Annotated in this window: 21 protein-coding genes; 7 read left to right on the top strand and 14 right to left on the bottom strand. The window is 31.2% G+C overall.

Annotated elements, in window-relative coordinates; translation table 11 throughout:
- Window positions 1-84 precede the first annotated feature (84 nt).
- The 7 genes from ACKTTR_RS11055 to ACKTTR_RS11025 form a co-directional block, all read right to left on the bottom strand.
- On the bottom strand, window positions 85-1179 hold the full coding sequence (locus ACKTTR_RS11055; protein ID WP_408027894.1) for a hypothetical protein: 1095 nt from the start codon (window positions 1177-1179) through the stop codon (window positions 85-87).
- 32 nt (window positions 1180-1211) lie between these two features.
- On the bottom strand, window positions 1212-1427 hold the full coding sequence (locus ACKTTR_RS11050) for a hypothetical protein (RefSeq protein ID WP_047789227.1): 216 nt from the start codon (window positions 1425-1427) through the stop codon (window positions 1212-1214).
- 212 nt (window positions 1428-1639) lie between these two features.
- Window positions 1640-3817 carry a PepSY domain-containing protein gene (locus tag ACKTTR_RS11045; protein ID WP_408027893.1) on the bottom strand — a complete coding sequence of 726 codons (2178 nt, stop codon included), beginning with the start codon at window positions 3815-3817 and terminating at the stop codon, window positions 1640-1642.
- Window positions 3818-3844: 27 nt separating this feature from the next.
- Window positions 3845-4276 carry a DUF2271 domain-containing protein gene (locus ACKTTR_RS11040; RefSeq protein WP_408028006.1) on the bottom strand — a complete coding sequence of 144 codons (432 nt, stop codon included), beginning with the start codon at window positions 4274-4276 and terminating at the stop codon, window positions 3845-3847.
- 109 nt (window positions 4277-4385) lie between these two features.
- Entirely contained in the window at window positions 4386-5879 is a 1494-nt protein-coding gene (locus tag ACKTTR_RS11035) for an ankyrin repeat domain-containing protein (protein ID WP_408027892.1), read from the bottom strand.
- Between the two features lie 10 nt (window positions 5880-5889).
- Complete coding sequence (locus ACKTTR_RS11030; RefSeq protein WP_408027891.1) at window positions 5890-8313, bottom strand: TonB-dependent siderophore receptor; 2424 nt, start codon at window positions 8311-8313, stop codon at window positions 5890-5892.
- A 34-nt stretch (window positions 8314-8347) separates the two neighbouring features.
- Complete coding sequence (locus ACKTTR_RS11025; RefSeq protein WP_408027890.1) at window positions 8348-9250, bottom strand: DUF6607 family protein; 903 nt, start codon at window positions 9248-9250, stop codon at window positions 8348-8350.
- A 95-nt stretch (window positions 9251-9345) separates the two neighbouring features.
- Between ACKTTR_RS11025 and ACKTTR_RS11020 the strand changes: the two genes are divergently transcribed.
- Together ACKTTR_RS11020 and ACKTTR_RS11015 are read left to right on the top strand one after the other, a co-directional pair.
- Complete coding sequence (locus tag ACKTTR_RS11020) at window positions 9346-11412, top strand: TonB-dependent receptor plug domain-containing protein (RefSeq protein ID WP_408027889.1); 2067 nt, start codon at window positions 9346-9348, stop codon at window positions 11410-11412.
- 21 nt (window positions 11413-11433) lie between these two features.
- Entirely contained in the window at window positions 11434-12063 is a 630-nt protein-coding gene (locus tag ACKTTR_RS11015) for an HmuY family protein (protein WP_408027888.1), read from the top strand.
- A gap of 75 nt (window positions 12064-12138) precedes the next feature.
- Here the strand turns inward: ACKTTR_RS11015 and uvrA are convergent, their stop codons facing one another.
- Window positions 12139-14931 carry an excinuclease ABC subunit UvrA gene (gene uvrA / locus ACKTTR_RS11010; protein WP_408027887.1) on the bottom strand — a complete coding sequence of 931 codons (2793 nt, stop codon included), beginning with the start codon at window positions 14929-14931 and terminating at the stop codon, window positions 12139-12141.
- A 234-nt stretch (window positions 14932-15165) separates the two neighbouring features.
- Between uvrA and ACKTTR_RS11005 the strand changes: the two genes are divergently transcribed.
- On the top strand, window positions 15166-15747 hold the full coding sequence (locus ACKTTR_RS11005; RefSeq protein ID WP_408027886.1) for an RNA polymerase sigma factor: 582 nt from the start codon (window positions 15166-15168) through the stop codon (window positions 15745-15747).
- Window positions 15748-15989: 242 nt separating this feature from the next.
- On the opposite strand, the gene ACKTTR_RS11000 is transcribed toward ACKTTR_RS11005, so the two are convergent.
- The gene (locus ACKTTR_RS11000; protein WP_408027885.1) at window positions 15990-16649 is read right to left on the bottom strand and encodes an endonuclease III domain-containing protein; all 660 of its coding nucleotides are present in this window, start codon (window positions 16647-16649) and stop codon (window positions 15990-15992) included.
- A 109-nt stretch (window positions 16650-16758) separates the two neighbouring features.
- Here ACKTTR_RS11000 and bcp point away from each other — a divergent pair, with 109 nt between their 5' ends.
- Window positions 16759-17211, top strand: a complete 453-nt coding sequence (bcp, locus tag ACKTTR_RS10995) for a thioredoxin-dependent thiol peroxidase (RefSeq protein ID WP_408027884.1) — start codon at window positions 16759-16761, stop codon at window positions 17209-17211.
- A gap of 38 nt (window positions 17212-17249) precedes the next feature.
- Here bcp and ACKTTR_RS10990 read toward each other — a convergent pair whose 3' ends face one another.
- The 5 genes from ACKTTR_RS10990 to ACKTTR_RS10970 are packed head-to-tail and all read right to left on the bottom strand — an operon-like array spanning window position 17250 to window position 22418.
- Window positions 17250-18200 carry a sterol desaturase family protein gene (locus ACKTTR_RS10990; RefSeq protein ID WP_408027883.1) on the bottom strand — a complete coding sequence of 317 codons (951 nt, stop codon included), beginning with the start codon at window positions 18198-18200 and terminating at the stop codon, window positions 17250-17252.
- Window positions 18201-18254: 54 nt separating this feature from the next.
- On the bottom strand, window positions 18255-18893 hold the full coding sequence (locus ACKTTR_RS10985; RefSeq protein ID WP_408027882.1) for an alpha/beta hydrolase: 639 nt from the start codon (window positions 18891-18893) through the stop codon (window positions 18255-18257).
- A gap of 3 nt (window positions 18894-18896) precedes the next feature.
- Entirely contained in the window at window positions 18897-19223 is a 327-nt protein-coding gene (locus ACKTTR_RS10980; RefSeq protein WP_099213844.1) for a hypothetical protein, read from the bottom strand.
- A gap of 4 nt (window positions 19224-19227) precedes the next feature.
- Window positions 19228-20487: a dihydroorotase gene (locus ACKTTR_RS10975; protein ID WP_408027881.1), complete on the bottom strand. Its 1260-nt coding sequence runs from the start codon at window positions 20485-20487 to the stop codon at window positions 19228-19230.
- Window positions 20484-22418: a BatA domain-containing protein gene (locus tag ACKTTR_RS10970; protein ID WP_408027880.1), complete on the bottom strand. Its 1935-nt coding sequence runs from the start codon at window positions 22416-22418 to the stop codon at window positions 20484-20486. The genes ACKTTR_RS10975 and ACKTTR_RS10970 overlap by 4 nt, the downstream gene beginning before the upstream one ends.
- Before the next feature lie 121 nt (window positions 22419-22539).
- Between ACKTTR_RS10970 and ACKTTR_RS10965 the strand changes: the two genes are divergently transcribed.
- From ACKTTR_RS10965 to rlmF, 3 genes are read left to right on the top strand one after another with little or no spacing between them, the layout of a single operon-like run.
- On the top strand, window positions 22540-23205 hold the full coding sequence (locus tag ACKTTR_RS10965; protein WP_408027879.1) for a class I SAM-dependent methyltransferase: 666 nt from the start codon (window positions 22540-22542) through the stop codon (window positions 23203-23205).
- Window positions 23205-24800, top strand: coding sequence for a bacillithiol biosynthesis cysteine-adding enzyme BshC (gene bshC / locus ACKTTR_RS10960; RefSeq protein ID WP_408027878.1), 1596 nt, complete (start codon window positions 23205-23207; stop codon window positions 24798-24800). The genes ACKTTR_RS10965 and bshC overlap by 1 nt, the downstream gene beginning before the upstream one ends.
- Entirely contained in the window at window positions 24800-25657 is an 858-nt protein-coding gene (gene rlmF / locus ACKTTR_RS10955; RefSeq protein ID WP_408027877.1) for a 23S rRNA (adenine(1618)-N(6))-methyltransferase RlmF, read from the top strand. Before bshC ends, rlmF begins: the two co-directional genes overlap by 1 nt.
- Window positions 25658-25730: the final 73 nt, after the last annotated feature.

Genomic DNA, 25730 nt, shown 5'->3' with positions numbered 1-25730 from the left:
TTACGAAGGGAAGGAGGTTGAAGTAATTACTTTTATTATGAGGTTTCCCTAGGTTCGTAATGACATTTGTTCAACAATTATTAGTTATTTCATAGCGTATAAACGCTTATTATTGGTATCTGGTTTAACGTGTTCTAATTCTCCGTAAGGTTTAGTTAAAGGTTTTAAAACACATAAAGCAGAAGCTTTACCTTTTATAATTAACTGACTGTTTTTTATAGTATAGGTCCATCTAAATTTCTCTACAGGAATATTTGTTTTTTCAACTTCTTTCATTAACGCTTCTTCACTAGCAATAAAATCCATAATTTCTTCTTGCATTACAAAGTGAGGAATTTCGTTATCAGAGTTATGGTAATCTAACTCTAGGTTTACAGGAATAGTATACTGAATTGTGTATGGTTCTCCCACGTAACGTTCTCTTTCATTGTTTAAAGCATCGTACCATAAAATTTCTTTTTCTTCTGGATATTTTTTAGCGATTTCTTTTGATAAATCTACTTTACCAGGAGAATTTGCTGTTGGATAAAATACGTAGTACGGTTGTGCTAAATAATGGTTAGAAAACTCACCTCCAAAAACATTATAGTATGGTGATGCAACTACTTGAGGAACTTTGTTTTCAGTTATAAAAGCACTTTTTAGTGTGTTTACTAAATCAGTGTTTTCTGCCAATTGATTGGTATGAAAAATAATTCTAGTATCATCTGTAATAGCTTCACTTTTTACTGAGGGTAATGTACCTTTAGTAATTGTTTTTTGTAAAGTTTCAGCGGTTACTTTATCTCCATTAACTACAGTTTCTAAGTTCATTGCTTTAAATGGATTATTGTTGTTTACAATATGAACTTCTCCGTAAGGGTTTTCAGTAGTATTTTTATTCATCCAAGAAATAATTTCTTCTAAAGAATACTTACCGTTGATTATTTCGTAGTTTTTTTCTTTGAAATATACTCTAGCACTATCATAAAAATGGCTATCTCCATTGTCGTTTCCTGTAATAAAAACTACAGGTTTTCTGTACTCCACTACTGGTTTTTTAATAGTTTCCTCTGTAGTAGCAATGTTTCCCAGTTCTTGATTTTTGTTGTCACTTTTTGTGTTATTACAACTTGAAAATGCTCCGATTAGTAGTAGTAATCCCATTACTGTACCTACTTTTAAAATGTTTTGTTTCATAGTTTTTTGTTTTAAGGTTAATATAGTTACTGTTATTGTTGTAAAATGATGGTTACATCCTTTCCTAAATTTATACTAGTTGATAGTTTGTTTAAAATGTTAGGAAGGTTTCGGTCGTTAATCCACTGACCGTTTTCTTGTTTTTCAACAGAAGCGATTAATCCGCTTGTGTTTATTTGTAATTTTAAACTTGTATATTTTTCTAAATACATTTTTAATACTGATGAATAATTGTTATTTGACCACATAATTGTTGTTTTTATATGATCAAAATTACCACAGAAGTAAAGGTAGATTTGGAGTAAATTAGAATTCGTAGTAGATAAATTAGAATTCGTTGATTTTTGTATGAAAGGTAATTAAATGTAGAAAAAAATATACCCAATTATCCAGTAGTAGCCTGATAATTGGGCAATCTAAATATCTTCATTTTATTTTAATAGAAAACTATTTTTACCTATTAATAACAATCCGTTTTAATTTGATTATTCTTTTTGAAGTGGTTTAAGGATGTGTTTAGTTTATTTGAAGTTATTTGTTCTAATACCTTCTCAACACCTTTTAGCATTTTGATAGAACCACAAATCATAATGGTTCCTTCGTTTTGTAAAACACTAGAAATTGTAGTTTCTTTTTTTAGTAACAAATCTTGCACATACTCTTTATCTTTTTCTTGAGAATAGGCAATATGAATGTTATTTTGTTCTATGTTTTTTAACAAAGGAGTGTACATTTTTAATGATTCTTTCGTTCTTCCTCCCCAGAATAAATGCGCTTTTGTACCATTTTTATGTTGTAACATTCCTAAAAAAGGAGCAATACCTGTTCCGTTAGCAATTAGGACTACTTCTTTCTTTTTCTTAGGGAAATAGAAGTCTTTATTCTGTTTGATGTTTGCTTGAAGTGGTTCGTTTTCTTCTAATTGATAAAGTAGGTTGGAGCATACTCCAAGTTCATGTTTTTTAATACTTAGTATGATGTCATTATCTATTTTCCCAACAGAATATAAACGTTCAATATTGTCTTCTTTAGGTGTTATAGATAGTAAATCTCCAGAGTTAAAATGGAGTTTTTTACTTGGTTGTAAACGGATTAAAAAAGAGTCGTCGTTGTTTAATTCAGTTTTAGAAACAGTTGTAAAAGCTTGTTGTTTTTTAGGTTTTTTAATCTCTTGTATCAATTCAAAATTAATTTCAGTTTTTTTACTCCATGAATGTCCCCAAGTTTTAAAATCTTGAAAAGACTGGTTGTTAATTTTATAAACAGGTAAAAGAGGTGTAAACTCTGGAAGTTGTTGTAGTTTGTTATCTATATCAATAGCAAATTGACAAAAATGAGGATATGCTCTTGAGCCAAAACCAACTACCGAGTAGTTAATCTTATTTTGAATAGTTGTTTGCTGAACTAACTGTAAGAATTTAGAAGCGTTAGAAGGAGCTTCACCTTCACCGTAAGTTGAAGTTAAAAAGATTAGGTGTTTCGCATTCTTATACGAAGTATAATTGTTTAAAATGTCGATAAAAACGGGTTTATCTTTTTTGATTAAAGCATTGTATAAAGACGAAGCAAAAGGGTAGGTGTTGTTTGTTTCTGAACCTACTAAAATGATAATTTCGGCGTTGTTTTTATTAGTTTTATTTTTAGGAAGTGCTCTTTTTTGTGTTCTTTTGAAGGTCATTGCAAAACCTGAATAGATAAAAAACAGCATAGATATTGAAGAAAGTAATAATACAACTGACCAAATGATCGTTCCGTTTCCTGTATGTAATAACAAACTCCAGTTTAAAAGCATGCTAGTTAACGAAAGGTTTTCTTTACTAATTATAGTCCCTGTATATTGATGAATTAGTAATTCGCTATCGTTTAGTCTTATAAAAAAGTAATCTTCTTCGTCTTCAGAAAAAGGGAACTCGACACTTTTTACCTCATTTAACGTAGTGTTTTTAAATATAGTAAATTCAGCAACTGCTATTTTTTCGTTAGAAGAAGTTGAAGAAAAATCAAAAGAGTGATTGATTTTTTCTGTAGGTAAAACAGAAAATCTATCTAGTGATAAATAAACACCAGTTAGCGTGATGATTATAATAGGAATAAGTGTGTATCTACCAATGATAATGTGGTAATACTGGTCAAAATTTTCCTTTATAATTTTTGAGAAAAGCTGCTTGAATCCACCTTGTCGTTTGGCAATTAGTATGAGACCTGTTACTGCAATTAAGCAGAGTAAAAAAGAAATAACCCCAACGATAAATCTTCCTGTAGATTTTAAAAATAAAGACCTGTGTAAGCTTGTAGCGAACTGAAAAATAGGTTTCTTTTTCTCAATATCACCTAATTTTTCTCCTGTGGTTGGATTTACATAAAATGTATCACTTTTTCCTTCTTTGGTAACTACCGAAGCTGTTACAAAATTATTCTCATCAACTGTGATCGAAATTACTTCATCATACTGTTTTTGCAGCTTAGATATTGTTTGGGCAAGTGTAATTTCTTCAGTGTTAGAAATACTGTAGTCTGAAAGCTGTTTTGTGATAGGCTCAAAGGCTAAGATTATACCTGTGAAAGCAGCAACGAGTATGAAAAGGAAAGAAGATATAGCCAAGGTTAAGTGGCTATATCTCCATATAGAAGTGGTCATTTTTGTTAGCTATTTCTATTGATAAAATTATTGAGGCATTAAACGGATGTAACGAATAAACCCATTTCCTTCAAACTTACCTTTAAGGTTTTCGGTAGTTAATTCAAACTGCACATCATCTTTGTAGTATTCTTGATCTTCTACAGCTGATTCAAATCTAATTTTATATCCCTTATCAATTTTATCGTTGTCAATTTTTAATACGGTAATAGCTCTATTACCTCCGCTAATTGTTGCTCCTGTGATTGCGTCAATATCTGTACGGACTTTTCCTTGGAATTTCCACCATTCGGTAATGTCAGAGTACCATTCTTCATCATCACCTTGAACATATAATGTTTTTTCGTATTCTCCATTAGGGTTTAATAATGAAATAGCGATGTAGGCACCTTCACCAGTATAATTTTTCATCTGAATCATGCATTTATAAGTGGCACTATCATTTATGTTAAAAGCCATTAATGTGAATACAGTAATAAAAAGAGCTATGATTTTTTTCATTTTTTATTGGTTTATTTTAACAACAAATCGTGCGTAAATAGAATTACACACGACTTGGTACATAAGTTTATTTTAAAAAGTTAATATCTATATTTTTCTTGTTTAAGATTTCATTCTCCTTAGCTAAATCGTGTACAGTTTCATCAAAATCAGTAGTAATTGATTTTTTAGCTCCAATGCTTAATAAATATTTGATTATATCAGTATTATAAGCTTGCATAACAGCTAAGTGAAGTGGAGTTAAACCTTCGTTATTTTTTGCATTTACATCAATTTTTAAAGTATTAATTTTTCTTAGTAAATCGATGTTGTTTTTCTCTATTGCGATATGAAATAATGTGTTTTTATTAGCTTGAAGTTGTGTTAAGTTTAATCCGTTATTGGCTAAAAGATTCATTTTTTCAGTAAAATCGCTCACTTTTTTCGGATGATAACTTTTGATTAAATAATAAGCTAAAGAATTTCCTTTGTTGTCTTTTACTTCAATATCAGCCTCGTTTTTTACTAAATAATCTACAATAGCCTCTGAGTTGTATTCAACAGCATACGTAAGTGCTGAGTGTCCTTTTTTATTAGTGTGATTAATATTCTTTGCTTTTTCTGATAATAGTTGAGCAATCTCTAAAGAGTTTCTACTAGCTGCGATAATTAAAGGAGTGTTACCGTTATCATCAGCTTGATTGGCATTTACACCTTTATCAAGAAAATAATTAAAGGTATTTGAATCTTTGTTACCACGAGCTAAATTATGTAGTGGTGTCTTTCCATCATTATTAGTAATGTTAGGATTGATACCTAAACTTTCTAAATATTTAAAAAAGGCTAAAGAGTTGTAACCGCTTCGAGATCCTTGTGTTGCCATTAACATGGCATTTCCTCCTTTTTTATTTAGGTTTTTATAAGGCAGCCCTTTTTTTATAAGGAGCTCTAACATTTTTTTATTTCCTTTTTTAGCAACATAGTTAAAAGCACCATTACCATCACTATCAACACTGTGTAAACTCAACCCTTTTGAAGTAAGGTAGTCAACAAAAGATAGGTCTTTTAAACTTGGAAGTACTAATAATAAAGCATTGGCTCCGTGTTCATCAACATCAGTTGTAATATTAATTCCGTTTTGAATACAAAGCTCATAGATTTCCTTATTGGTTTGTCCTGCAGCAGCTGCAAAAGTTAATACAGATAGTTGATGAGAATCTTTTAAGTCCATACGAGCATTGTTGGCTATTAAATGCTTCATTATTTCAATATTGTTTTTATAAGCAGACCAAAAAACATAGGTTCTTTTATCGTGTGTAATCTTGTTAACACCATTTCCTTTTTTGGTAAGTAAATGTTTGATTGTTTTATTAGGTGCACTTGCAAGAATAGCATAGGTAACAGCATCAAATCCATTCGGATTTAGAGCGGTAGCATCGTTTCCTTCTTTTATTTTCTGCTCAACAGTTTTTATTGTAGGGTTAGCTTGCCAAAAGGATCTTTCAAAAAAGATGTTTTTTGTTTGTGCTTGTATTGTACTAATAAAAAGTACTAGAGCGAATGTTATGTGTTGTTTTTTCATGTTTTATTTTTTAGAATCTATATCGTAAGGTTGAACCAAAACTAGCAGGTTCTATTCTATTTATGTAACTAGTACGGTAGGCGTTATAACCTACTTCATTAAAAATGTTATTACCAAATACATCAATACTTAATTTTTCATTGAATTTATAAGATGCTTGTAAGTTAACTGTAGTGTACGCTTTTAAATCGAAAGGTTTAACACCAGGAACCACACCTGTATGTGTATAGTTTCTAGACCATACATTATGAGGTCGTTCTCCTAAATAATAAGCTCCCGCACCGATTGATAAACCATCTAAAGATTTTTTAAAAGCATAACGAGCCCAGAAGTTTGCAGTATGTTTTGGCGTGTTCATTGGACGAGAATTATAATAATATGATACATGATCTTTATATTTAGCATCTAAATATGAATATCCACCAATAATTTCTAAATTAGGAAGAATACGACCAACTAATTCAATTTCAATACCATTTCTAACATCATCACCTCCCTGTGTATAATAACCTAAATCATTACCAGCATTGTCATAAACTGGTAGGTTTAAGTTTTTACTTGAAGTGTAGAACGTAGTAATATTAAAACGTAAAGCATTGTTTAACCAAGTAGACTTAATACCTGTTTCAATTTGATCCCAACGTTCTGTACCCAACTCGTTACCATCTATATCTAAATAAAACGACGTTCTCGGATCAGAGCTACTAGCATATGAACCAAAAACAATGATGTTTTCATTTGGTTTCAGATTAAAACCTACAAGTGGGTTAAAGGCGTCGTCACTTTTAGACTCGTCTAAAGGTCTTCCAATAAAGTTACCTTTAGTTCTTTTCATTGAGGTGTAACGTAATCCTAAGAAAACATCTGCCCAGTCTGTGAGACTGATTTTATCTTGTATCGTAATTCCGTAGGACTCCGTTCTAGAACCTGTATCTGCACTTGTGTTTCTGGTAACGCTAATTCCGTTAGGAAGAGTGTTATCTATAGGTTGTAACACATCTATAGTATCTACATAATTGTTACCAGAATTATAGTTTGTTGTGTATCTTAAATTATCAAATTCAGAAGTTCTAAAATCAGCTCCAATTTGGAAAGTATGTTTTAAGAATCCTGTTTCAACATCTTTACCTACTAAATCTATTTGTAATACACTATTGTTATCTTTTCTGCCAGATGCATAGTATTCTCTATAACGTTGAGAGTCTGGTAGAATATCTAATCCGTTTCTTGGGCTACCTTGAAAAGCGTATGAGGTCTCAGTATCAATATCTAAATCAGAAACAAAATACCCAGCTTTTACACTTAATTTGTCGGTTAATTTTCTATCAACTCTAATAGCATAGGTTAGGTTTTTTGTAGTAACATTATCTGAGTCAAACCCCATGAAGTTGTTATTAGGTAGTTTATAAATGTTATTTACATCATAAGTACCTAAATTAAGAGTTCCCTGATCTGGAGTTCTACTGTCATGCATATAATCCATTTCCAAAGTAATAGTTGTTTTGTCATTAGGTCTCCAAGCATAAGAAGGATTTACATAAAAACGTTCAGAACCTACATGGTCTCTAAAGCTATCTGCTTTATCATAAGAACCGGCAATTCTAAAAGCATGTTTTTTATTAGTGTCAATTGGTCCATAAACATCAAAGGTAGGACGTAATTTACCAAAGCTTCCTGCTCTAAAAGTTACTTCACCACCAGTATAAAACTTAGGAGTTTTAGTAACAACGTTGATAACTCCACCAGCAGAACCTAAGTCACCTCCTAAACCTTGGCTAATAGCAGAAATCCCTTTTAATACTTGAATGTTATCAACACCTGCCATATCTGTGATAATCCCTGTTCCTCTAAAATCTGAGTTAATACGAACCCCGTTTTTTAGTAGAGGAATACCTCTAAAACCTCTTAAAGACATACTTTCTTTTGTATTTCCGTAAGTAGCAAACGTATAAACACCTGCTACGTTTTTAGTAACATCACTAAGGCTTAAGGCGTTTTGTTGGTCGATGAGTTTATGTGATAATACTGAAATACTTTGTAATTGCTCATTAGGAGCTAAAGGTAATCTAGTAAGTGTTTCTAGTTTTTCAGCTCTTTTATCCCTTGAGCCAAAAAGTTCAACTTCATCTAATTGAGTGTCTGATTTTAAAATAATTACTAAATTATCTACATTCCCCTTAACCGTTATTTTTTTTGATGATTGAATAAACCCTACAGCGCTGACTACAAGTTTATAGTTTGAAAGGGGAACTTCTTTGATGATAAAAATACCAGTTTCATTAGTTTCAGTACCTATTTTGCTTCCTTTGATAAAAACATTTGCATATGGAATAGCTTCATTATTTTCTGATTTTACAACACCTTGTATGATTGCTTGACTGTATATTGTTTGAATACAACTACATAATAGTAGTAGAGATACTATGATTCTCATTTCTTTTTATTTGAGAGGTTTTTATTTTTTTAGATTACTTCTTTACAAAAGATTCTATTGCTTTATCAATTTGTTCTTTTTCTGAAGTCTTTTCAGAAAACAAGTGTTTGTATAAAGGTTTGTTATCTACTTTTTGTTCTAAAGAAAGGTTGGTGTTTCTTCCATAAACTTCAGACCACTTATTTCTAACTAGTTGCCATTTATTAGTGTTCTTTTTCCACCAATCTTGTGCAGCTTTACATTTGCTATCTGCTACTTTTACGTAAGTGTTGTAACCTTTTTCGTGTGCAATAACAACATCTTCTTTACCAGCTTCTCTTATAATTTTTCTGTTATCTTGATCGTGTAACCAACCGTAGCTCGTAATTTCATGACGGTTTCCTCTTTCAGTTACATTATAATCGCTCCTTTTTGTGTATTCTCTTCTTGGTAATGGGGCGTCTGTAGTGTTTTCCCAATAGCTTTTTCCGTCTACATGAACCCAGGTGGCAGAACCTTCATATCGTGGACTATCATCTACTTGATATACTTTTTGAGTCCATTGTTTTTTAACTTCTGATTTAGGTTTGGTTTGAAATAACCAATTGTTATCGCCATTATACATGTAAAAATCTGTGTTTTCATATAACCAATCTTGTCTCCAGTGCTTAACTATATGTGGTTTAGATGGATTTCCAACTTGTAATAAATGTTGAATTGAAATTTTGTTGTTCTCGTCAACAATTAACTCTGCCCATTCTAAAGCTTTGTCTGTTTTTGTTTTTGAAGGCTTGTAAAGAGAGTCTTTATTATTGTTAAAAGTTTCTGCAAAGTTGAAGGTTACTTCATAACAACCACACATTTTTTTTATAGCTTCTCTATCTTTTTTCTTCTTGTTTTGAGCATTAATAGTGAGTGCAGATAGTATTAATAAACTACCTAATATTATTTTTTTCATTATGAGTTTTGTTTGAATTTATTTTTCGACAAAAATATAACTTTTATTTAGATTGATTAAAAATAAAGGATATATTTGCAAGAAAATTATTAAGAATGTTTCTAAATAAAGAAGTGCTACTAAGTTTTATGTTGCTAAGTTTTTTTGGGTTTTCTCAAGAAAACACTAGTGTTGTGAAGAATGTGACTTCTAGCTATGATTTAGATGAAGTGATTGTGACTGCCACTAGAACATCACGCCAATTATCTTCAGTTCCAATGCCAGTTACGCTAATAACTAAAGAGCAATTACAAAAATCGGGATCGATTAGATTGAGAGATATTCTAATAGAACAAACTGGAATTACCATTGTTTCAGACTTTGGAAATTCTGAAGGAGTGCAGTTACAGGGTGTTGCTGCCGATTATACTTTAATCTTACTAGATGGTGTACCAATTGTTGGAAGAACTTCAGGAAATATTGATCTAAATAGATTAACCGTTAATAATATAAAACAAATAGAAATTGTAAAAGGACCTTCCTCTTCTTTATACGGCTCGGAAGCTATTGGTGGTGTAATTAATATAATTACTGAGAAACCAAAGCACGAGCAGTTTAAAGGTTCATTAAGTTATTTTGCAAGAGGTGGAGCAAAAAACGAACTGGATATAAACATAAACGTTGTTTGGAAAAAGAAAAAGTTAGGGGTTGTAGCTGGAGTGAACTTAAATTCTAGTGAAGGGTTTGACTTATCGCCAGAAACAGTTTCAAGAACAACAGCACCTCACCAAAATTTTACAGGAAATTTAAAGTTCATGTATGATTTTTCTGATAAGTTAAAAGGAACAATTTCTCAACGTTACTTTTCTCAAATACAAGGAAATAATTCCGAAGAAAATAAACAAGAAGATTGGAATGTTACTACAAAATTATCTCATGAAATAACCAACAAATGGAATGTAGATTATACTTTTTACGTAACTAAGTACAACGCAGAAAGTATTTTTAATAATGAAAAAACGAATTACGATCAAACGCTGTTAAGACCAGAGATAAAATCCAAAAACACATTCAATACAGGTACTTTAATTTTTGGAGCAGGAGCTAACTTAGAAAGTTTAGAAAGAACGGAGTTTGAAGGTGTAAAAAAGTTTAACACTCCTTATGTTTTTGGTCAGTTTGACTTTAATCCAATCAACAATTTGAATGTAATTGTAGGAGCTAGGTTTGAAGATAGCAATCAATACAAATCAGCATTTACTCCTAAAATATCTTCTAGTTATCAGATAACTAATTGGTTAATGACTAAAGCTTCTGTAGGTTATGGATTCAAAGCTCCAGATTTCCGCCAATTATATTTCAATTTTAAAAATACAGCAAGCGGATATATTGTGTTGGGTACACAGACCTTATATGATTTGTATGGAGATTTGTCAACAGTACAAACAATAGAAAAAGAATTAAAACCAGAAAGTTCTATTGGTTATAACTTTGGTTTTCAGGTACAACCAATATCAAGTTTGAAACTGAATATTAATCTGTTTAGAAATGATATTAAAGATTTGATAGATACATTTGATACACAATTAAAAGCTTCTGAATTAAACTTACCATCTGGAACAAGAACATTTTCATATCGAAATATTGATGAGGTATATACGCAAGGTATTGAGGTAGATGCGAATTATAAGATTAACAACAATTTTAGAATTTTAGGAGGCTATCAGTTTTTAGATACTGGGGATAAAAATCAAGAAGAGAAGATTAAATCTGGTACTATTTTCTTTAGAAAAACTCCTACTTCACCTGCTCAAAGAATGACATTGTCTAACTACTATGGATTACCAAATAGATCAAAACATATGGGAAATCTAAAGGTATTCTACGAGAATTTTCAATATAATTTTTCGGCAAATATTCGAGCGATATACCGAAGTAAATATGCTTTGTTTGATACAAATGATAGTCAGGGAATTATAGACGATTTTGATGATTTTGTTTCAGCCAATACTCAAGTAAATATGGCTGTAGATAAAACTATTTTCAAATTAATGAATGTTCAAATAGGTGTTGACAATCTTTTTAACGAAAGAGGATTAGAAAATAAAGACAGTTTTAGAAATAATGACAGTGTGTTGCGTTTGGGTAGAACTTATTACGGAAGAATTCAATTTAATTTTTAATATAAATATAAATCAATAAAAATGAGAATTTTAAAGTCAATTTTAGCAATAACTATGTTAGCTTTTGTAGCTGTTTCATGTAGTGATAATGATGATGTTGTTTTAGATGATGTGGTAGCAAAAAAAGTAGAAAATTTACATGCAAAAGAAACTAACGATTATTCGGTAAGTCCACCTTTAGTGTCAGGAGAGTTTGTAAAGTTTAGTTTTAAAACAGGGGACATAGTAACGGGAGATAATTGGGATATAGCCTTTAGAGGAACTACAATTCTTGTAAATGGAGGTGAGAAAACTGGAATTTCAGGCGAGCCAGATAGAACAGGTAATGCAGCGTTAGTAGTTGTAGATGGTACTTTTTCTGAAATAACTTCTGTTTCTGACGATTTTAATTTTGTACAAGATAAAGAAGGTGATTTAGCACTGCCAAAAGGTGTATGGTACACCTATAACCGAGAAAACCATTTAGTAAGTGCAGTAGCAGGAAAGATACTTGTGGTAAAAACTACAGACGGAAATTATGCCAAGATAGAGATTTTAAGCTATTACAAAGATATGGATAGTAGTAACTCTTCTGACCCAGCTAATTCAGGGGCACAGTATTACACCTTTAATTACGTATACAATCCAAATATTGGAGACACGAAGTTTTAGTAATCTTTAGTTATTAAATTTTGTTAATTTTTGTTGTGAAAGGCTGTCCGACCGAGAGGTTGGGTGGCTTTTCTCTTAAAAATGTAACTTTTCTTTTAAATATTTAGAGGTATATGATTTTTTGTTTTTAGCTAACTCTTCAGGAGTACCAGCAAAGATTAAGTTCCCGCCTTTTTTTCCACCTTCCAAACCAAGATCAATTATATAATCAGCACACTTAATCAATTCAATATTGTGTTCAATAACAATAATAGAGTGTCCTCTTTCAATTAAAGCATTAAAAGAAGCTAATAACTTTTTAATATCATGAAAGTGTAATCCAGTAGTAGGTTCATCAAAAATGAACAAAGCTTTGTCTTTGGTATTTCCTTTTACTAAAAAAGAAGCTAGTTTTATACGTTGTGCCTCACCACCAGAAAGGGTAGAAGATGATTGACCTAATTGTACATAACCTAGTCCAACATCTTGTAAAGGCTTTAATTTTCTAGCTATTTTGTTTTGTTGATGTTCTGTAAAAAAAGCAACGGCATCATCAATGGTCATATTCAAAATATCATCAATCGATTTTCCTTCAAAAGTTACTTCCAGTACTTCTTTTTTAAAGCGTTTACCACCACAGGTTTCACACTCTAAATGTACATCAGCCATAAACTGCATTTCAATAGTAACTTCTCCTTCACCTTTACAGACTTCACAACGACCACCATCTACATTAAAAGAAAAATGTTTTGGTTGGTAATTTCTTATTTTAGATAGTTTTTGCGATGAAAGTAGCTTACGAATATCATCATACGCTTTTATATACGTTACAGGGTTAGAACGTGAAGAACGACCAATAGGGTTTTGATCGATAAATTCTACATGTTTTAACAAGTCAAAGCTTCCCGTAACATCTGTATGTTGTCCCAATTTTTCACCATATCCAACTAGTTTTTTTTGCATAGCAGGATACAGAATTTTCTTAACCAAGGTACTTTTACCACTACCTGAAACTCCAGTAATAACCGTTAAATTATTAAGAGGGAAAGAGACATCAATATTTTTCAAGTTATTTTCACGAGCGCCAATAATATCAATAGAGTTTTTTGAAGTTCTCCTGTTTGTGGGGATTTCAATTTTTAATTCTTCCGATAAATATTTAGCTGTAAGCGATTCAGATTGTAGGATATCTTCAAAAGTTCCTTCGGCAACAACATTTCCTCCATAGGTTCCTGCTTCAGGGCCAATGTCAATGATATAATCGGCCTCTTTCATAATGTCTTCATCATGCTCAACTACAATAACGGTGTTACCTAAATCACGTAGGTTTTTTAACACACCAATTAGTCTTTCTGTGTCTTTTGGGTGTAATCCAATACTTGGTTCATCTAAAATATACATAGAACCTACTAACGAACTCCCTAGCGAAGTCGCTAAATTAATTCGTTGACTTTCTCCACCAGATAACGTATTAGATGTTCTGTTTAACGTTAGATAGCTTAAGCCAACATCTGTTAAAAACTGTAAGCGATTATTAATTTCGGTAAGTAAACGTTTACCAATTTTTTCTTCGTATTTGTTTAATTCAATATTATTGAAGAACACCGCTAATTCATCTAAAGGTAAGGTTACTAATTCATCAATAGTTTTACCATAAACTTGAACGTAGTTAGCCTCTTTACGTAAACGTTTTCCATTACATTCAGTACATTTTGTTTTTCCGCGGTAGCGAGAGAGCATAACACGGTTTTGGATTTTATAGCTTTTTTCTTCTAATTTTTTGAATAGATGGTTAATTCCTTTGAATTTTTTAGTTCCGTTCCAAACCAAGTCTTTTTGTTCTTCAGTAAGTTCAAACCATGGTTTATGAATAGAAATTCCGAATTCCTCGGCATTTAGAATTAAATCGTTTTTATATTTTTTGTAACTATCTGTTTTAAAAGGAAAAATAGCATTTTCGTAGATAGAAAGTCCAGTATTAGGAATTACTAAATCTTCATCAATACCAATCACATTTCCATATCCTTCACAAGTAGGACAAGCTCCGTACGGATTGTTAAAGCTGAATAAATGAGTGTTAGGTTCTAAGAATGAAATTCCGTCTAACTCAAATTTATTACTGAATTCAACAGTACTGTTATCTGATAGATTTTCAATAAAACAAATTCCTTTTCCTTCAAAAAAGGCTGTTTGAATAGCATCACCAAGACGGTTGTAAAAATCTTCTTCGTGTTTTACAACAATTCTATCAACAACTAATTGTAATTGATTTCCTTTAAAATCTTTTAAAGGAAATTCATCAATTCTGTATACTGTATCTTGATATTTTAAACGAGCATATCCTTGCTGTGTTAATACTTGTAAAACAGTTTTTATATCTCTGTCTTTACTAATATGTATTGGAGCTAGTAATAATAATTTAGTACGCTCTTCAAACTTTTTTACATAATTAATAACATCAGAAACCGTATGTTTTTTTACTTCATTACCAGAAATAGGAGAGAAGGTTTTACCTATACGTGCGAATAACAATTTAATATAATCGTATATCTCTGTTGATGTACCAACTGTTGAACGTGGATTAGTAGAGTTAACTTTTTGCTCAATAGCAATAGCGGGAGCAATCCCTTTAATATAATCTACTTTTGGTTTGTGTAGTTTTCCTAAAAACTGACGTGCATACGAACTTAAACTTTCTACATAACGACGTTGTCCTTCAGCATATAAAGTATCAAAAGCTAAAGAAGACTTTCCAGAACCAGAAAGCCCAGTAATTACTACTAATTTATTACGAGGAATAACTACATCAATGTTTTTTAAATTGTGCAGTTTAGCTCCTTTTATTATAATATTTTCCTTTGGATTAACAGTTGAAATATCAGTCTTCATATACTCGAAAAAATAAGCGATAAAAATACCAATTTCAAGTGGTTTTAATGAATAAACGATAGTGTTTTTCTCTTTTTTTATAGTTTTTTTTGTATTTATTAATAAAAAATTTAATATTTGTAACTTATTATTAATCAATAAATAATAGCCTATAGCAAGATAATTACTTTTATAACTTAATATCCCCTAACCAAAAGAGAACTAATAAGTTGCTCTTTTAAAAAAGTAATTATTATGCAAAACATAGTAGATGACAGTGTTTTAGTAAAGAACTACATTAATGGTAATGAATACGCCATAGAATTATTGATTAAACGCCACCAACAAAGACTTTATAGCTTTATTTATAGTAAAGTACAAAATAGAGATACTACAGAAGACATTTTTCAAGACACCTTTATAAAGGTTATAAGAACGCTAAAAAAAGGAAATTATAACGAAGAAGGTAAATTTTTACCATGGGTAATGCGTATTGCTCATAATTTGATTATTGATTTTTTTAGAAAAAATAATCGCATGCCTACGTTTAATAATACAGAAGAGTTTGACATTTTTTCGGTATTAAGCGATGGAACTTTGAATGCAGAAGGAAAAATAATAAAAGAACAAATTTTAAACGATGTTAAAGAGTTAGTTGAAGAACTACCTGAAGAACAAAAAGAGGTTTTAAAAATGCGTATTTATAATGATATGAGTTTTAATGAAATATCAGAAAATACAGGTGTTAGTATAAACACAGCATTAGGTAGAATGCGTTACGCTTTAATTAATTTGAGAAAAATAATTGAAAAAAATAAAATTATTTTAGTCAGTTAAACAATATTTGGAAAAATGCATCGTTAAATCATTGATTATAAGTAATAATAAGGGAATTATATATGATGCAAATTTACTCTAAGAAGTCTCCTGACTTTAAAATGGAACCTAAACAAGAAACAGTTCAATATTTGATTAATTTTTCTAAATCGCTAACAGTAGTTAAAACGAAATCAAACTATCTCATTGAATTGAATTTGAATTAAGAGTGGAAAAAGCTTCAACAAAGGTTGGGGCTTTTTTTATACTTTCTTTTTACTATTATAATCGTCTATTACAGATTTTCTTCCAACAGTCTTAGTAATAATATCATTCTCTAACCTCCAACCTCGAGCAGGAGAATATTCGCGTCCGTAATAAATAATCTGTAAGTGTAATTTATTCCATAATTCTTTTGGAAATAAACGTTTAGCATCTTTTTCAGTTTGTGCAACACTTTTTCCGTTAGATAAATTCCAACGATACATTAATCTATGAATATGGGTGTCTACAGGAAAAGCAGGAATATCAAAAGCTTGTGCCATTACAACACTAGCAGTTTTGTGTCCTACAGCTGGTAATTCCTCCAAAGCATCCATATCAATAGGGACTTCACCATTATGTTTTTCAATTAAAATTTTAGATAAACCGTGAATTCCTTTTGATTTCATAGGTGATAGACCTACTGGCTTGATAATCTCTCTAATTTCATCAACGGTAAGTTTTACCATATCATACGGGTTATCAGCTTTTTCAAATAATAAAGGTGTAATTGTATTTACACGTGCATCAGTACTTTGAGCAGACATCAATACAGCAATCAACAAGGTATATGGGTCTTTGTGATCTAAAGGGATGGGAGTTTCAGGATATAATTCTTCTAAAGTATCTATAACAAACTGAACTTTTTCTGCTTTCGTCATTGCTTTATAAAATTTGAAAAAATCAAAGGTACAAAGAAGCTTTGTATGTTTTATGGATAATCAAAATCAACTTTGTAACTTTGACATAATAACTTTGAAACAAAATAATATGACAACACTAAAAATAGGAGATAAGGCACCAAGTTTTGAATCAGTAGACGAAAAGGGAAATGCTGTAAAACTTTCTGATTATGCAGGAAAAAAACTAGTATTATTCTTTTATCCAAAAGCTAGCACACCTGGTTGTACAGCAGAAGCTTGTGACTTACGTGATAATTACAAAACGTTTTTAGCAAAAGGGTATGATGTCTTAGGAGTAAGTGCAGATTCTGCAAAACGTCAACAAAACTTTATTAATAAAAATGAATTACCTTTTCCTTTATTAGCAGATGAAAGTAAAGATGTAATCAACGCTTTTGGTGTTTGGGGACCTAAAAAGTTTATGGGGAGAGAGTATGACGGAATACACCGTACCACTTTTGTAATTGATGAGAATGGAGTAATTGAAGATGTAATTACGAAAGTAAAAACAAAAGAACACGCAAATCAGATATTAAAGTAATAGTATTAGAATATCTAATAAAGAAAAAAGTCGAGTGTTTACTCGACTTTTATTTTTTGTAATTTCAACTCTTTTAAGGAAGTAGTTTTAAGTTCTTCCTGTAATTCCTTACTCGTTTTAGAGCTACCATCATGACTCCATCCTGGAGGCATAAACACATATTTTAATCGTGTTGTTAATGGTAAGTTCTTTTTTCGTTTAAAGAAGTCTTTAAAAATTTCTTTCCATTCATGGAAAATAACATTAATAGGTCCTTTGTCTTCTAAAGGTTTGGTTAAACCATAACGTAGCTTTTCATATTCCGTTTCATCTTCTTCAGCTTGAAAAGTACCAAAAATACGATCCCAAATAATCAATACCATTCCCATATTCTTATCTAAATACTTAGTATTAGAAGCATGGTGAACTCTATGGTGCGATGGAGTAACGAAAATATAACCCCACCAACCTAATTTACTTTTAATAAAATTGGTATGGCATAAGGTTCCGTAGTTTTGATTCATAGCGTAAGCAAACATAATATGCAGAGGCATAACACCTAGAAAAGCTAATGGTAAAAAGAACATGTACCTAAATAAAGGTTGTAAAACTGGAGATCTAAAACCAGTTGAAATATTGTAGTATTCAGAGTTGTGATGTGTTACATGTACAGCCCAGAAAAATCTTGAATGATGATCTACATAATGGTGAATGTAGTACAAAAAGTCTTGACCAATAAAAGCTAATAACCAATATGCCCACGACATGTTTCCTTCCCAGTCAATAATTCTGTATTGGTAGCAAAAGCCCATGATTGCAAAAGAAGTAACCTTCATTAGCAAGTCTAAGCTAAAGTTAACTAAGGCAAAGTAAACATTAGTGGCTGTATCTTTAAACTCATAGTTCTTGGCCTTAGCTCGATAGCTAAAGAACATTTCGAGTAAGATTACTGAAATGAAAAAAGGAGCACTCCAGTAGTAAAGTATGTCTTGATTAAATATATTGCTCATGCTATTTTTTTAGTTGCAAAAATATTTAATTTTACTCTAAATAACTGTTAAAGTTTAGAGTCTTTCCTCTATCCAACGTTTAAAACTATAAAAGTTTTGAGGGGCAACACCATGCCCAACAGGGTATTCTGAATATTCGTTATCCAACTTAAAGTCTTTCAGTATAATAGGAGCTTTACGCGCCCAATCTATTGGAAGAACTTGATCTACAGTTCCGTGAGAGATATAATAATCTGTTGTAATAGAGTTGTCTATTTCAGCAGGTAATAACTCTTCATTAATATAACCACTTAATGCTACTACGTGTTTTACCTTGTTAGGATATTTAAAACTTAACGCATAACTTAAAATAGCACCTTGGCTAAATCCTAATAAAAATGTTTTATCAGGGTTAGTATTGTATTTTTCTTTTATTTCATCTATAAACGAAGCAATCTTATCAACTGATTTTGCTGCTTGTTTTAAATCAGAAAATTTACCGTTAACTGAGTCAAAATTTATAGCATACCATGCATAACCACCATAGCCCATATCGTGAGGAGCTCTAGCACTTACAATTAATAAATCGTCTGGTAATTCTTCAGCAAATGAAAATAAGTCTTGTTCGTTGCTACCATATCCGTGTAATAAAATTAATAGTGGAGGGTTAGCATTTGAGGTTTTAGGTTTTCTTACAATATACTGTAAACTCATGTATTAAATTCCTTTAAATAGGTTTTGAAATTGTTCACCAACAACTGGTACAAGCTTCTTTTCTCCCTTTAAAACAGCTAAAAGGCTAATTAACCAAAGTACAAATAGTAGTACACCAACAATCCAACCAGCATTACTACCTAAATATTTATAAACAACCCACCCGTTTAAAAGTTGAAGAACATTTAAACCAAGCATTTGCCTAATATAAAAGCTAGCAAAAGCGTTTTTTTTGTTCATGTTTAAAACAAAAGCTATAATAAGTCCTATAACTGTAAAATGACTAATGATTGCTTCGGTTTTTCCTTCGTTTACTGTTAGATTTTCCATGATTCTATGAGTTTAAAATTAGTTGATTATTATTGTAAATACCATAAACTTTTCCTTCTAGCTTTTTCCCTAGAAAGATACTGTTTTTTGAGGTAGAAACAATATTTTGCTCTGAGAAAGTATACGCTCCATCAGGGTTAAAAACAGATAAACTAGCTTTTTCATCTTCTTTTATGGAAGCCAATTCAATATTAAAACGTTTTCTAGGGTTATTAGATAAACAGTTGATAATAGTTTCTAAATCTAATACAGTATTCAACGCTCCAAAAGCACTTTCTAAACCAATAGTTCCATCTTTTGCGGTAGAAAACTCTACTTTTTTATGTTCAATGTCAATAGGATTATGATCTGAAGTAACTATGTCAATGATACCTTCTTTTAAACCTTGTATTAAGGCTTTTTTATCTTCTTCTGTACGTAGGGGAGGATTTACTTTTTTATTAGCTTCAAAGCCATGTAGTTCATCATCTGTCAAAACTAAATTATGCACAGCAACACTACACGTTACATCTAACCCTTTTTCTTTTGCTTCTTTAATAAGTTGAACAGACTTTGCAGTTGAGATAGTAGGAATGTGTAATTTCCCTCCTGTATATTCTAACAAAAATAAATCGCGAGAAATTTGGATTTCTTCTGCAAGCGCAGGAGTTCCTTTTAATCCTAAAAGTGTACTGTTTTTTCCTTCGTTAGCAACACCTTCACCTGCAATTAAATTGTTTTTAGGAAAGCTTAGTACCAATCCATCAAAATTTTGAGCATATAACAATGCTATTTTTAATAGATTATCGTTACTAACAGGTTTGTTATAATCGCCAAAAGCAATAGCTCCCGATTGTTGCATGTCGTACATTTCAGACATTTCAATACCCTTACTTTGCTGTGTTAAGGCTCCAATAGGATGAATGCTAGTTGCAGCTCCGTTTACTTTATTAATTAAAAACTCTATGGCTGATTTATTATCAACAACAGGACTTGTATTTGGATTGATAGCTACATGAGTAAATCCACTTTTAGCCGCTACTTGAACACCATGTTTCAAGGTTTCACGTTCTTCATAACCAGGCTCTCCAAAAGAAACACTCGTATCAAACCAACCTGGAGATACATGAAGGTTATCAAGCTCTATAACTTGATAATTTTCTTCACTAGCAATGTTGTTGTCAATTTTGGTGATAATACCGTCGGTAATTAAAATATCTTTAGTTTGTTGGTGGTAAGGACTAGAAGCATCTATTATTGTTGCCGATTTAAGCAGCGTTGTCATGGTTTAAAGAATTTTAAAATCAAAATTTCTAAAAGCAAAGATACAATAGCTAAGCCCAAAAACCATTTCCAAAGCCATTGAATTTTGTTTTCATCATTAATATTTTCCAAGGTGTTTTTAACTGAAGTAGATATGGTCATATCATTAGCTTCAGAAAATGTTAAGAAATCTAAGATACTTTCATTTTTGTCGTAATTAAAAGCAACATTTCTAAGCACATTATTTTCTTGTTGTATTTGATAAAAACCAGCTACTAAAGGTTGATCTTTAGTGGTAATACGTGTTTTGTTTTGAAAAGTTTGTTGCAAAGGAATAAAAGAATCTTTATTAGTAACAATACTTAAAACTTCATCTTTACCTAGTTGTTTATCAATATCAATAGTATTTTGCTTGTCTATGGTATAATACAATTCAGAAAGCTGTAAACTCTGTTTTCCTATGTTATAAAAAACAGGTACAATTAAAGGTGAGTTTGTAAAGTTACTATTGTCTTTTTGTAGAGGAGCCGCTACCCAATACATAGAAGCATTTGGTAAATTAATCTGTTTAATAAAACCTTGTTTATTTTCAAAAGAAACAATGTTACTAGCATTCTTAAATTCAGAATTAAAAGAAGTTTTTACAAACGGATATTGAAAGTTAGCAACTTTCTTTTCGAAAACATTTTTTAAAAGAGGGTGATTATAATTAATCGATGTAACCTTTAAGCTATCGTTTTTTTTAGAAAGTAACCTTCCTGAATTTAGCTTCCTGAAAAAGTTGTTATAAGAAGAAAGTACTGATTCTTTATTTGGAATTATAACAAGGTTTCCGCCTTTTTTAGTGTAGTTTTCTAAACTATTCAGAAGTGTTTCTGGAATATTTTCCAACTCATTTAATACAATAAGATGTTGCTCATCTATTAAGTTATAGTTGGCATTTTGTAGCGTAGAAGAAGTAAAGTTAAACTCTTCTTTGGTATAAATTCGTTGTAAGAAGTCATTTGATTCTCCAATAACTAATACATTAATTTTTTCGTTAGCATTAATGGTAAAATAAAACGAATTATCAAACCCGTACGTATCGTTAAAATTAATAGCAACTTTACCTAAAAATACTGGGGTTTTTACAACAGAAAAAGTAACTTCTGTAGTCTTGTTTTCCTCAATACTAAAGGTTTGTTTATTTAATAACTTGTCATTATTATAAATGGCAATAGGAATGTCGTTTTTAGCATTTCCTTGATTTTTAACAATAATATGTACAATGAAATTAGACCCTCCATTGTCATCTACAAAAACACTATCAACAGAAATGTTGCTTTTTTGTTCAGGAACCAATTTTACAAAAGAAGTATTTTCAGGAGCATTGCTAATAGCCTCTTTTTTTATGTTTTGAAAATCAGAAATTACAATGTTTTTGGTAGGAGAAGTAACAGACTTATGCTCACTAGTCATTTTTAAAAAAACATCAGCAAGGTTTCTGTTTTTAGCAGTATTTGTTGTTTTTAACAGTTCTTCTTTTAGTTCAGAAATTGTTTTATTAGCGTAAAAATGATCGTTTGTAAGTAAAGAATACTTAGTTTTTTCTGTTGAGTTTTCAATAATTTCTTGGGTAGCAATTTGCAGTAAATTACCTTTTTCTCCAATAGCGTTAGTACTCAAAGAATTATCAAGATACATAAAGAAATGTTGTTCTTCATTTGCTTTATGGTTGCTAAAATAAGGCTGAGCAAATGCCAAAATAAGGGCAGTAAGTAGCAGTAAACGAGTAGCTAAAATCAGCCATTTTTTTATACGAGAACTTTTACGTGTTTGCAACACTAACTTTTGTAAAAAAGCTACATTGGTAAACGGAACTTTTACAAATCGCTGTAGTTGGAACAAGTGTACCAATATAGGAATGAGTAAAAAAGCTAAGAAATATAAAATCTCAGGATGTTTAAACTGCATAATTGTAATTTACTAACTGTAAAAATACCTAAATAGATGGTTTAAAAAAGAATGTAGTTAAAAATCTGTTAGAAGTGTGGTAAGTTTTCGACAAAGGATTAAATTTTCCTATTTTTGAACTATGACTACAAAAGAGAGTGAGTGTAACATTCCGGGAGAAATTAACTATAAAGAACACTGGAATGCAGCCTATGTAAAAAATCCAACTGAAAAACTAGGATGGTTCGAAGAAAGTTCGAAAGAAACTATTGAATTATTAAAGGAATCTAACGTGCCAAAAGACGCTAAAATCTTAAATGTAGGCGTTGGCTCGTCTATGTTAATTGATGAGCTAGTAGTTGATGGATATTCAAGTTTAATAGCAAATGATTTATCTGAAAAAGCACTAACCGATGTGAAAAATCGATTAGGAGAAAGTGCATCAAAAGTTAACTTTATAGCCGATAATTTAGTGGCTCCAACTCAACTTGAAGATCTTGGAGAAGTAGATGTTTGGAACGATAGAGCTGTACTACATTTCTTTTTAAAAGAAGAAGAACAAAATGCCTATTTTAACCTGCTAAAGAAGCTTGTAAAAGTAAACGGATTCGTAATTATTGCTGTTTTTGCTTTAGACGGAGCAGAAAAATGTTGTGGACTGCAATTACAACGTTACAATACGGAAATGTTACAAGAAAAATTAGGAAACGATTTTGTTTTAGTCAATAGTTTTAATCACACATTTGTAAATCCGTACGGAGGAGAACGTCCGTATGTTTACACATTATTTCAAAGAGCCAACAAGTAATGAAAGTAACTAATATACCTTATAGAGATACAGGATTCTTTTCTAAAACAATGGAGGACTATTTAAAGGCTGATGAAAAGATTCAACCTTTTTATAATCGCTATCCGAGTTTACGAAACTTTGAAAAACAGTTAGAAGAAAAGAAAGCAACCCCTATTTCAAGCACTCAAAGGAAAAGGTTAGTTGAAGTATTGAGAAAACAATACAAAGACGTTGATTTATCTTTTGAGACACAAAAAAATATAGAAAGTTTACTAAAAGAGAATACGTTTACAATAACAACAGGACATCAGTTGAATTTGTTTACGGGACCGTTATATTTTCTGTATAAAATTATATCAACCATAAACATGTGCGAGCATTTATCAATGCAATTTCCTAATGAGAATTTTGTACCTGTATATTGGATGGCAACTGAAGACCACGACTTTGAAGAAATTAACTTCTTTAACTTTAAAGGGAAAAAAGTACAGTGGAACTCTGACCAAAAAGGACCTGTAGGACGTTTTACAACCGAAGGGTTACAAGATGTTTTTGAAGTATTTGCTGAACATTTAGGAAGTTCAAAAAATGCTATTCAAATTAAAGAACTCTTTGAAAAAGGATATTTACAGCACAAAACATTAGCAGATGCAACCAGGTATATAGCCGACAAACTTTTCGGGAAATATGGTTTGGTAATTTTAGATGCTGACGAAAGAGAATTAAAAAGAGCGTTAACGCCTTATGTAGAATACGATTTGTTACACGAAACCTCTTATAAAGAAGTATCGAAAACAATTACAGAACTAGAACAATCATATAAAATACAAGTAAACCCGCGTGAGATAAACTTATTTTATATTACCGATAGGATTCGTGAACGTATTGTTCTTGAAAACGGAATTTACAAAGTAAACAATACAGATATTTCTTGGACAAAGGATGAAATCTTAGACCATTTACATAGTCAGCCAGAATGTTTTTCACCAAACGTAATTATGCGTCCACTATACCAAGAGGTAATTTTACCGAACTTATGTTACATAGGTGGAGGAGGAGAGTTAGCCTACTGGTTAGAGTTAAAGGCATATTTTGATAAAGTAAATGTTCCGTTTCCTATATTATTATTGAGAAACTCAGCTCAAATACTTTCAGAAAAGCAGTTAGGTAAGTTAGAAAAACTAAACGTTTCAGAAGAAGAACTCTTTTTAAAACAAGATGACTTACTAGCAAGAAAAGTGTTAGCTAACGGCGATACTAAGGTAGATTTTACCAAGCAAAAACAGTTTTTACAACAACAATTTGATGATTTACGTGAGCTAGCTAAAAAAACCGATGTTTCTTTCTTAGGAGCTGTAAATGCTCAAGAAAGAAAGCAGGTTAAAGGGTTAGAAAAACTTGAAAAAAGATGGTTGCGAGCAGAAAAAAGACGTCAAAAAGAAATGGTTGAAAGAATCGTAGCTTTGCAAAACGAATTATTACCTAATCAAAGTTTAGAAGAGCGTCAACGTAATTTTTCAGAGTTCTATTTAGAGTATGGAGCAGACTTCATAACAATTCTAAAAGAAAACTTACATCCGTTACAACTAGAGTTTACCCTTATTACACTTTAATGAGCACAAAAAAAGGATTACATCCTAAAAACATACACAACCAAGGATACGACTTCACGTTATTAGTAGAAAAGTATCCGAAACTTTCTGAATTTATCATTGAAAAGTTTGAGAAAGAGACTATTGATTTTTCTGATCCAATAGCAGTAAAGGAGTTTAATAAGGCATTATTAGCAGCTCATTATAATATTAAACATTGGAATTTTTCTGATGATAATTTATGCCCACCCATACCGGGAAGAGTGGACTATATTCACCATTTAGCTGATTTAGTTGCGGGTGAGGAAAACGTAACGGTGTTAGATATTGGTACAGGGGCAAGTTGTATTTATCCTTTGTTGGGAATTGCAGTATGCGATTGGAATTTTGTAGCAACCGATATCGATTTAGATTCGTTAGATTATGCTCAGGATATTATAGATGATAATGGTTTTACTGATAAGGTTGAATTAAGACAACAGTTTAAAGAAGAACATATCTTAGAAGGAATTATAGAAGAAGGTGATGCATTTACGATAACTATGTGTAATCCGCCATTTTATAAATCGGCAGAAGAGGCGAGAGGAGCCAACCGAAGAAAATCGAGAAACTTAGGGAATAATGCAGTACGGAACTTTGCAGGAAACTCTAATGAGTTATGGTATATAGGCGGAGAGAAAGCTTTTTTGCATACCTATTTATATGAGAGTTCTAAATGTCCGAAAGTAAGTAAATGGTTTACGAGTTTGGTTTCTAAAAAAGAAAACGTAGAAAGTTTACAGAACTCAGGTAAGAAATTAGGAGTTAAAGAGTTTAAAGTAATTCCTATGCACCAAGGAAACAAGGTAACACGTATAGTGTGTTGGAGGTTTTTGTAGTCGGTAGCTGGTAGTCGTTAGTTTTTAGTTGAGGTGAAATTGTTTTAAAAAAGTCACAGCGAGCAGTGGGATA

Source organism: Tenacibaculum litoreum, from assembly GCF_964513915.1.
Taxonomy (GTDB): Bacteria; Bacteroidota; Bacteroidia; order Flavobacteriales; family Flavobacteriaceae; genus Polaribacter; species Polaribacter litoreum.
The sequence above is the reverse complement of the archived record's forward strand: the minus strand, read 5'-3'. Positions and strand labels throughout refer to the sequence as shown.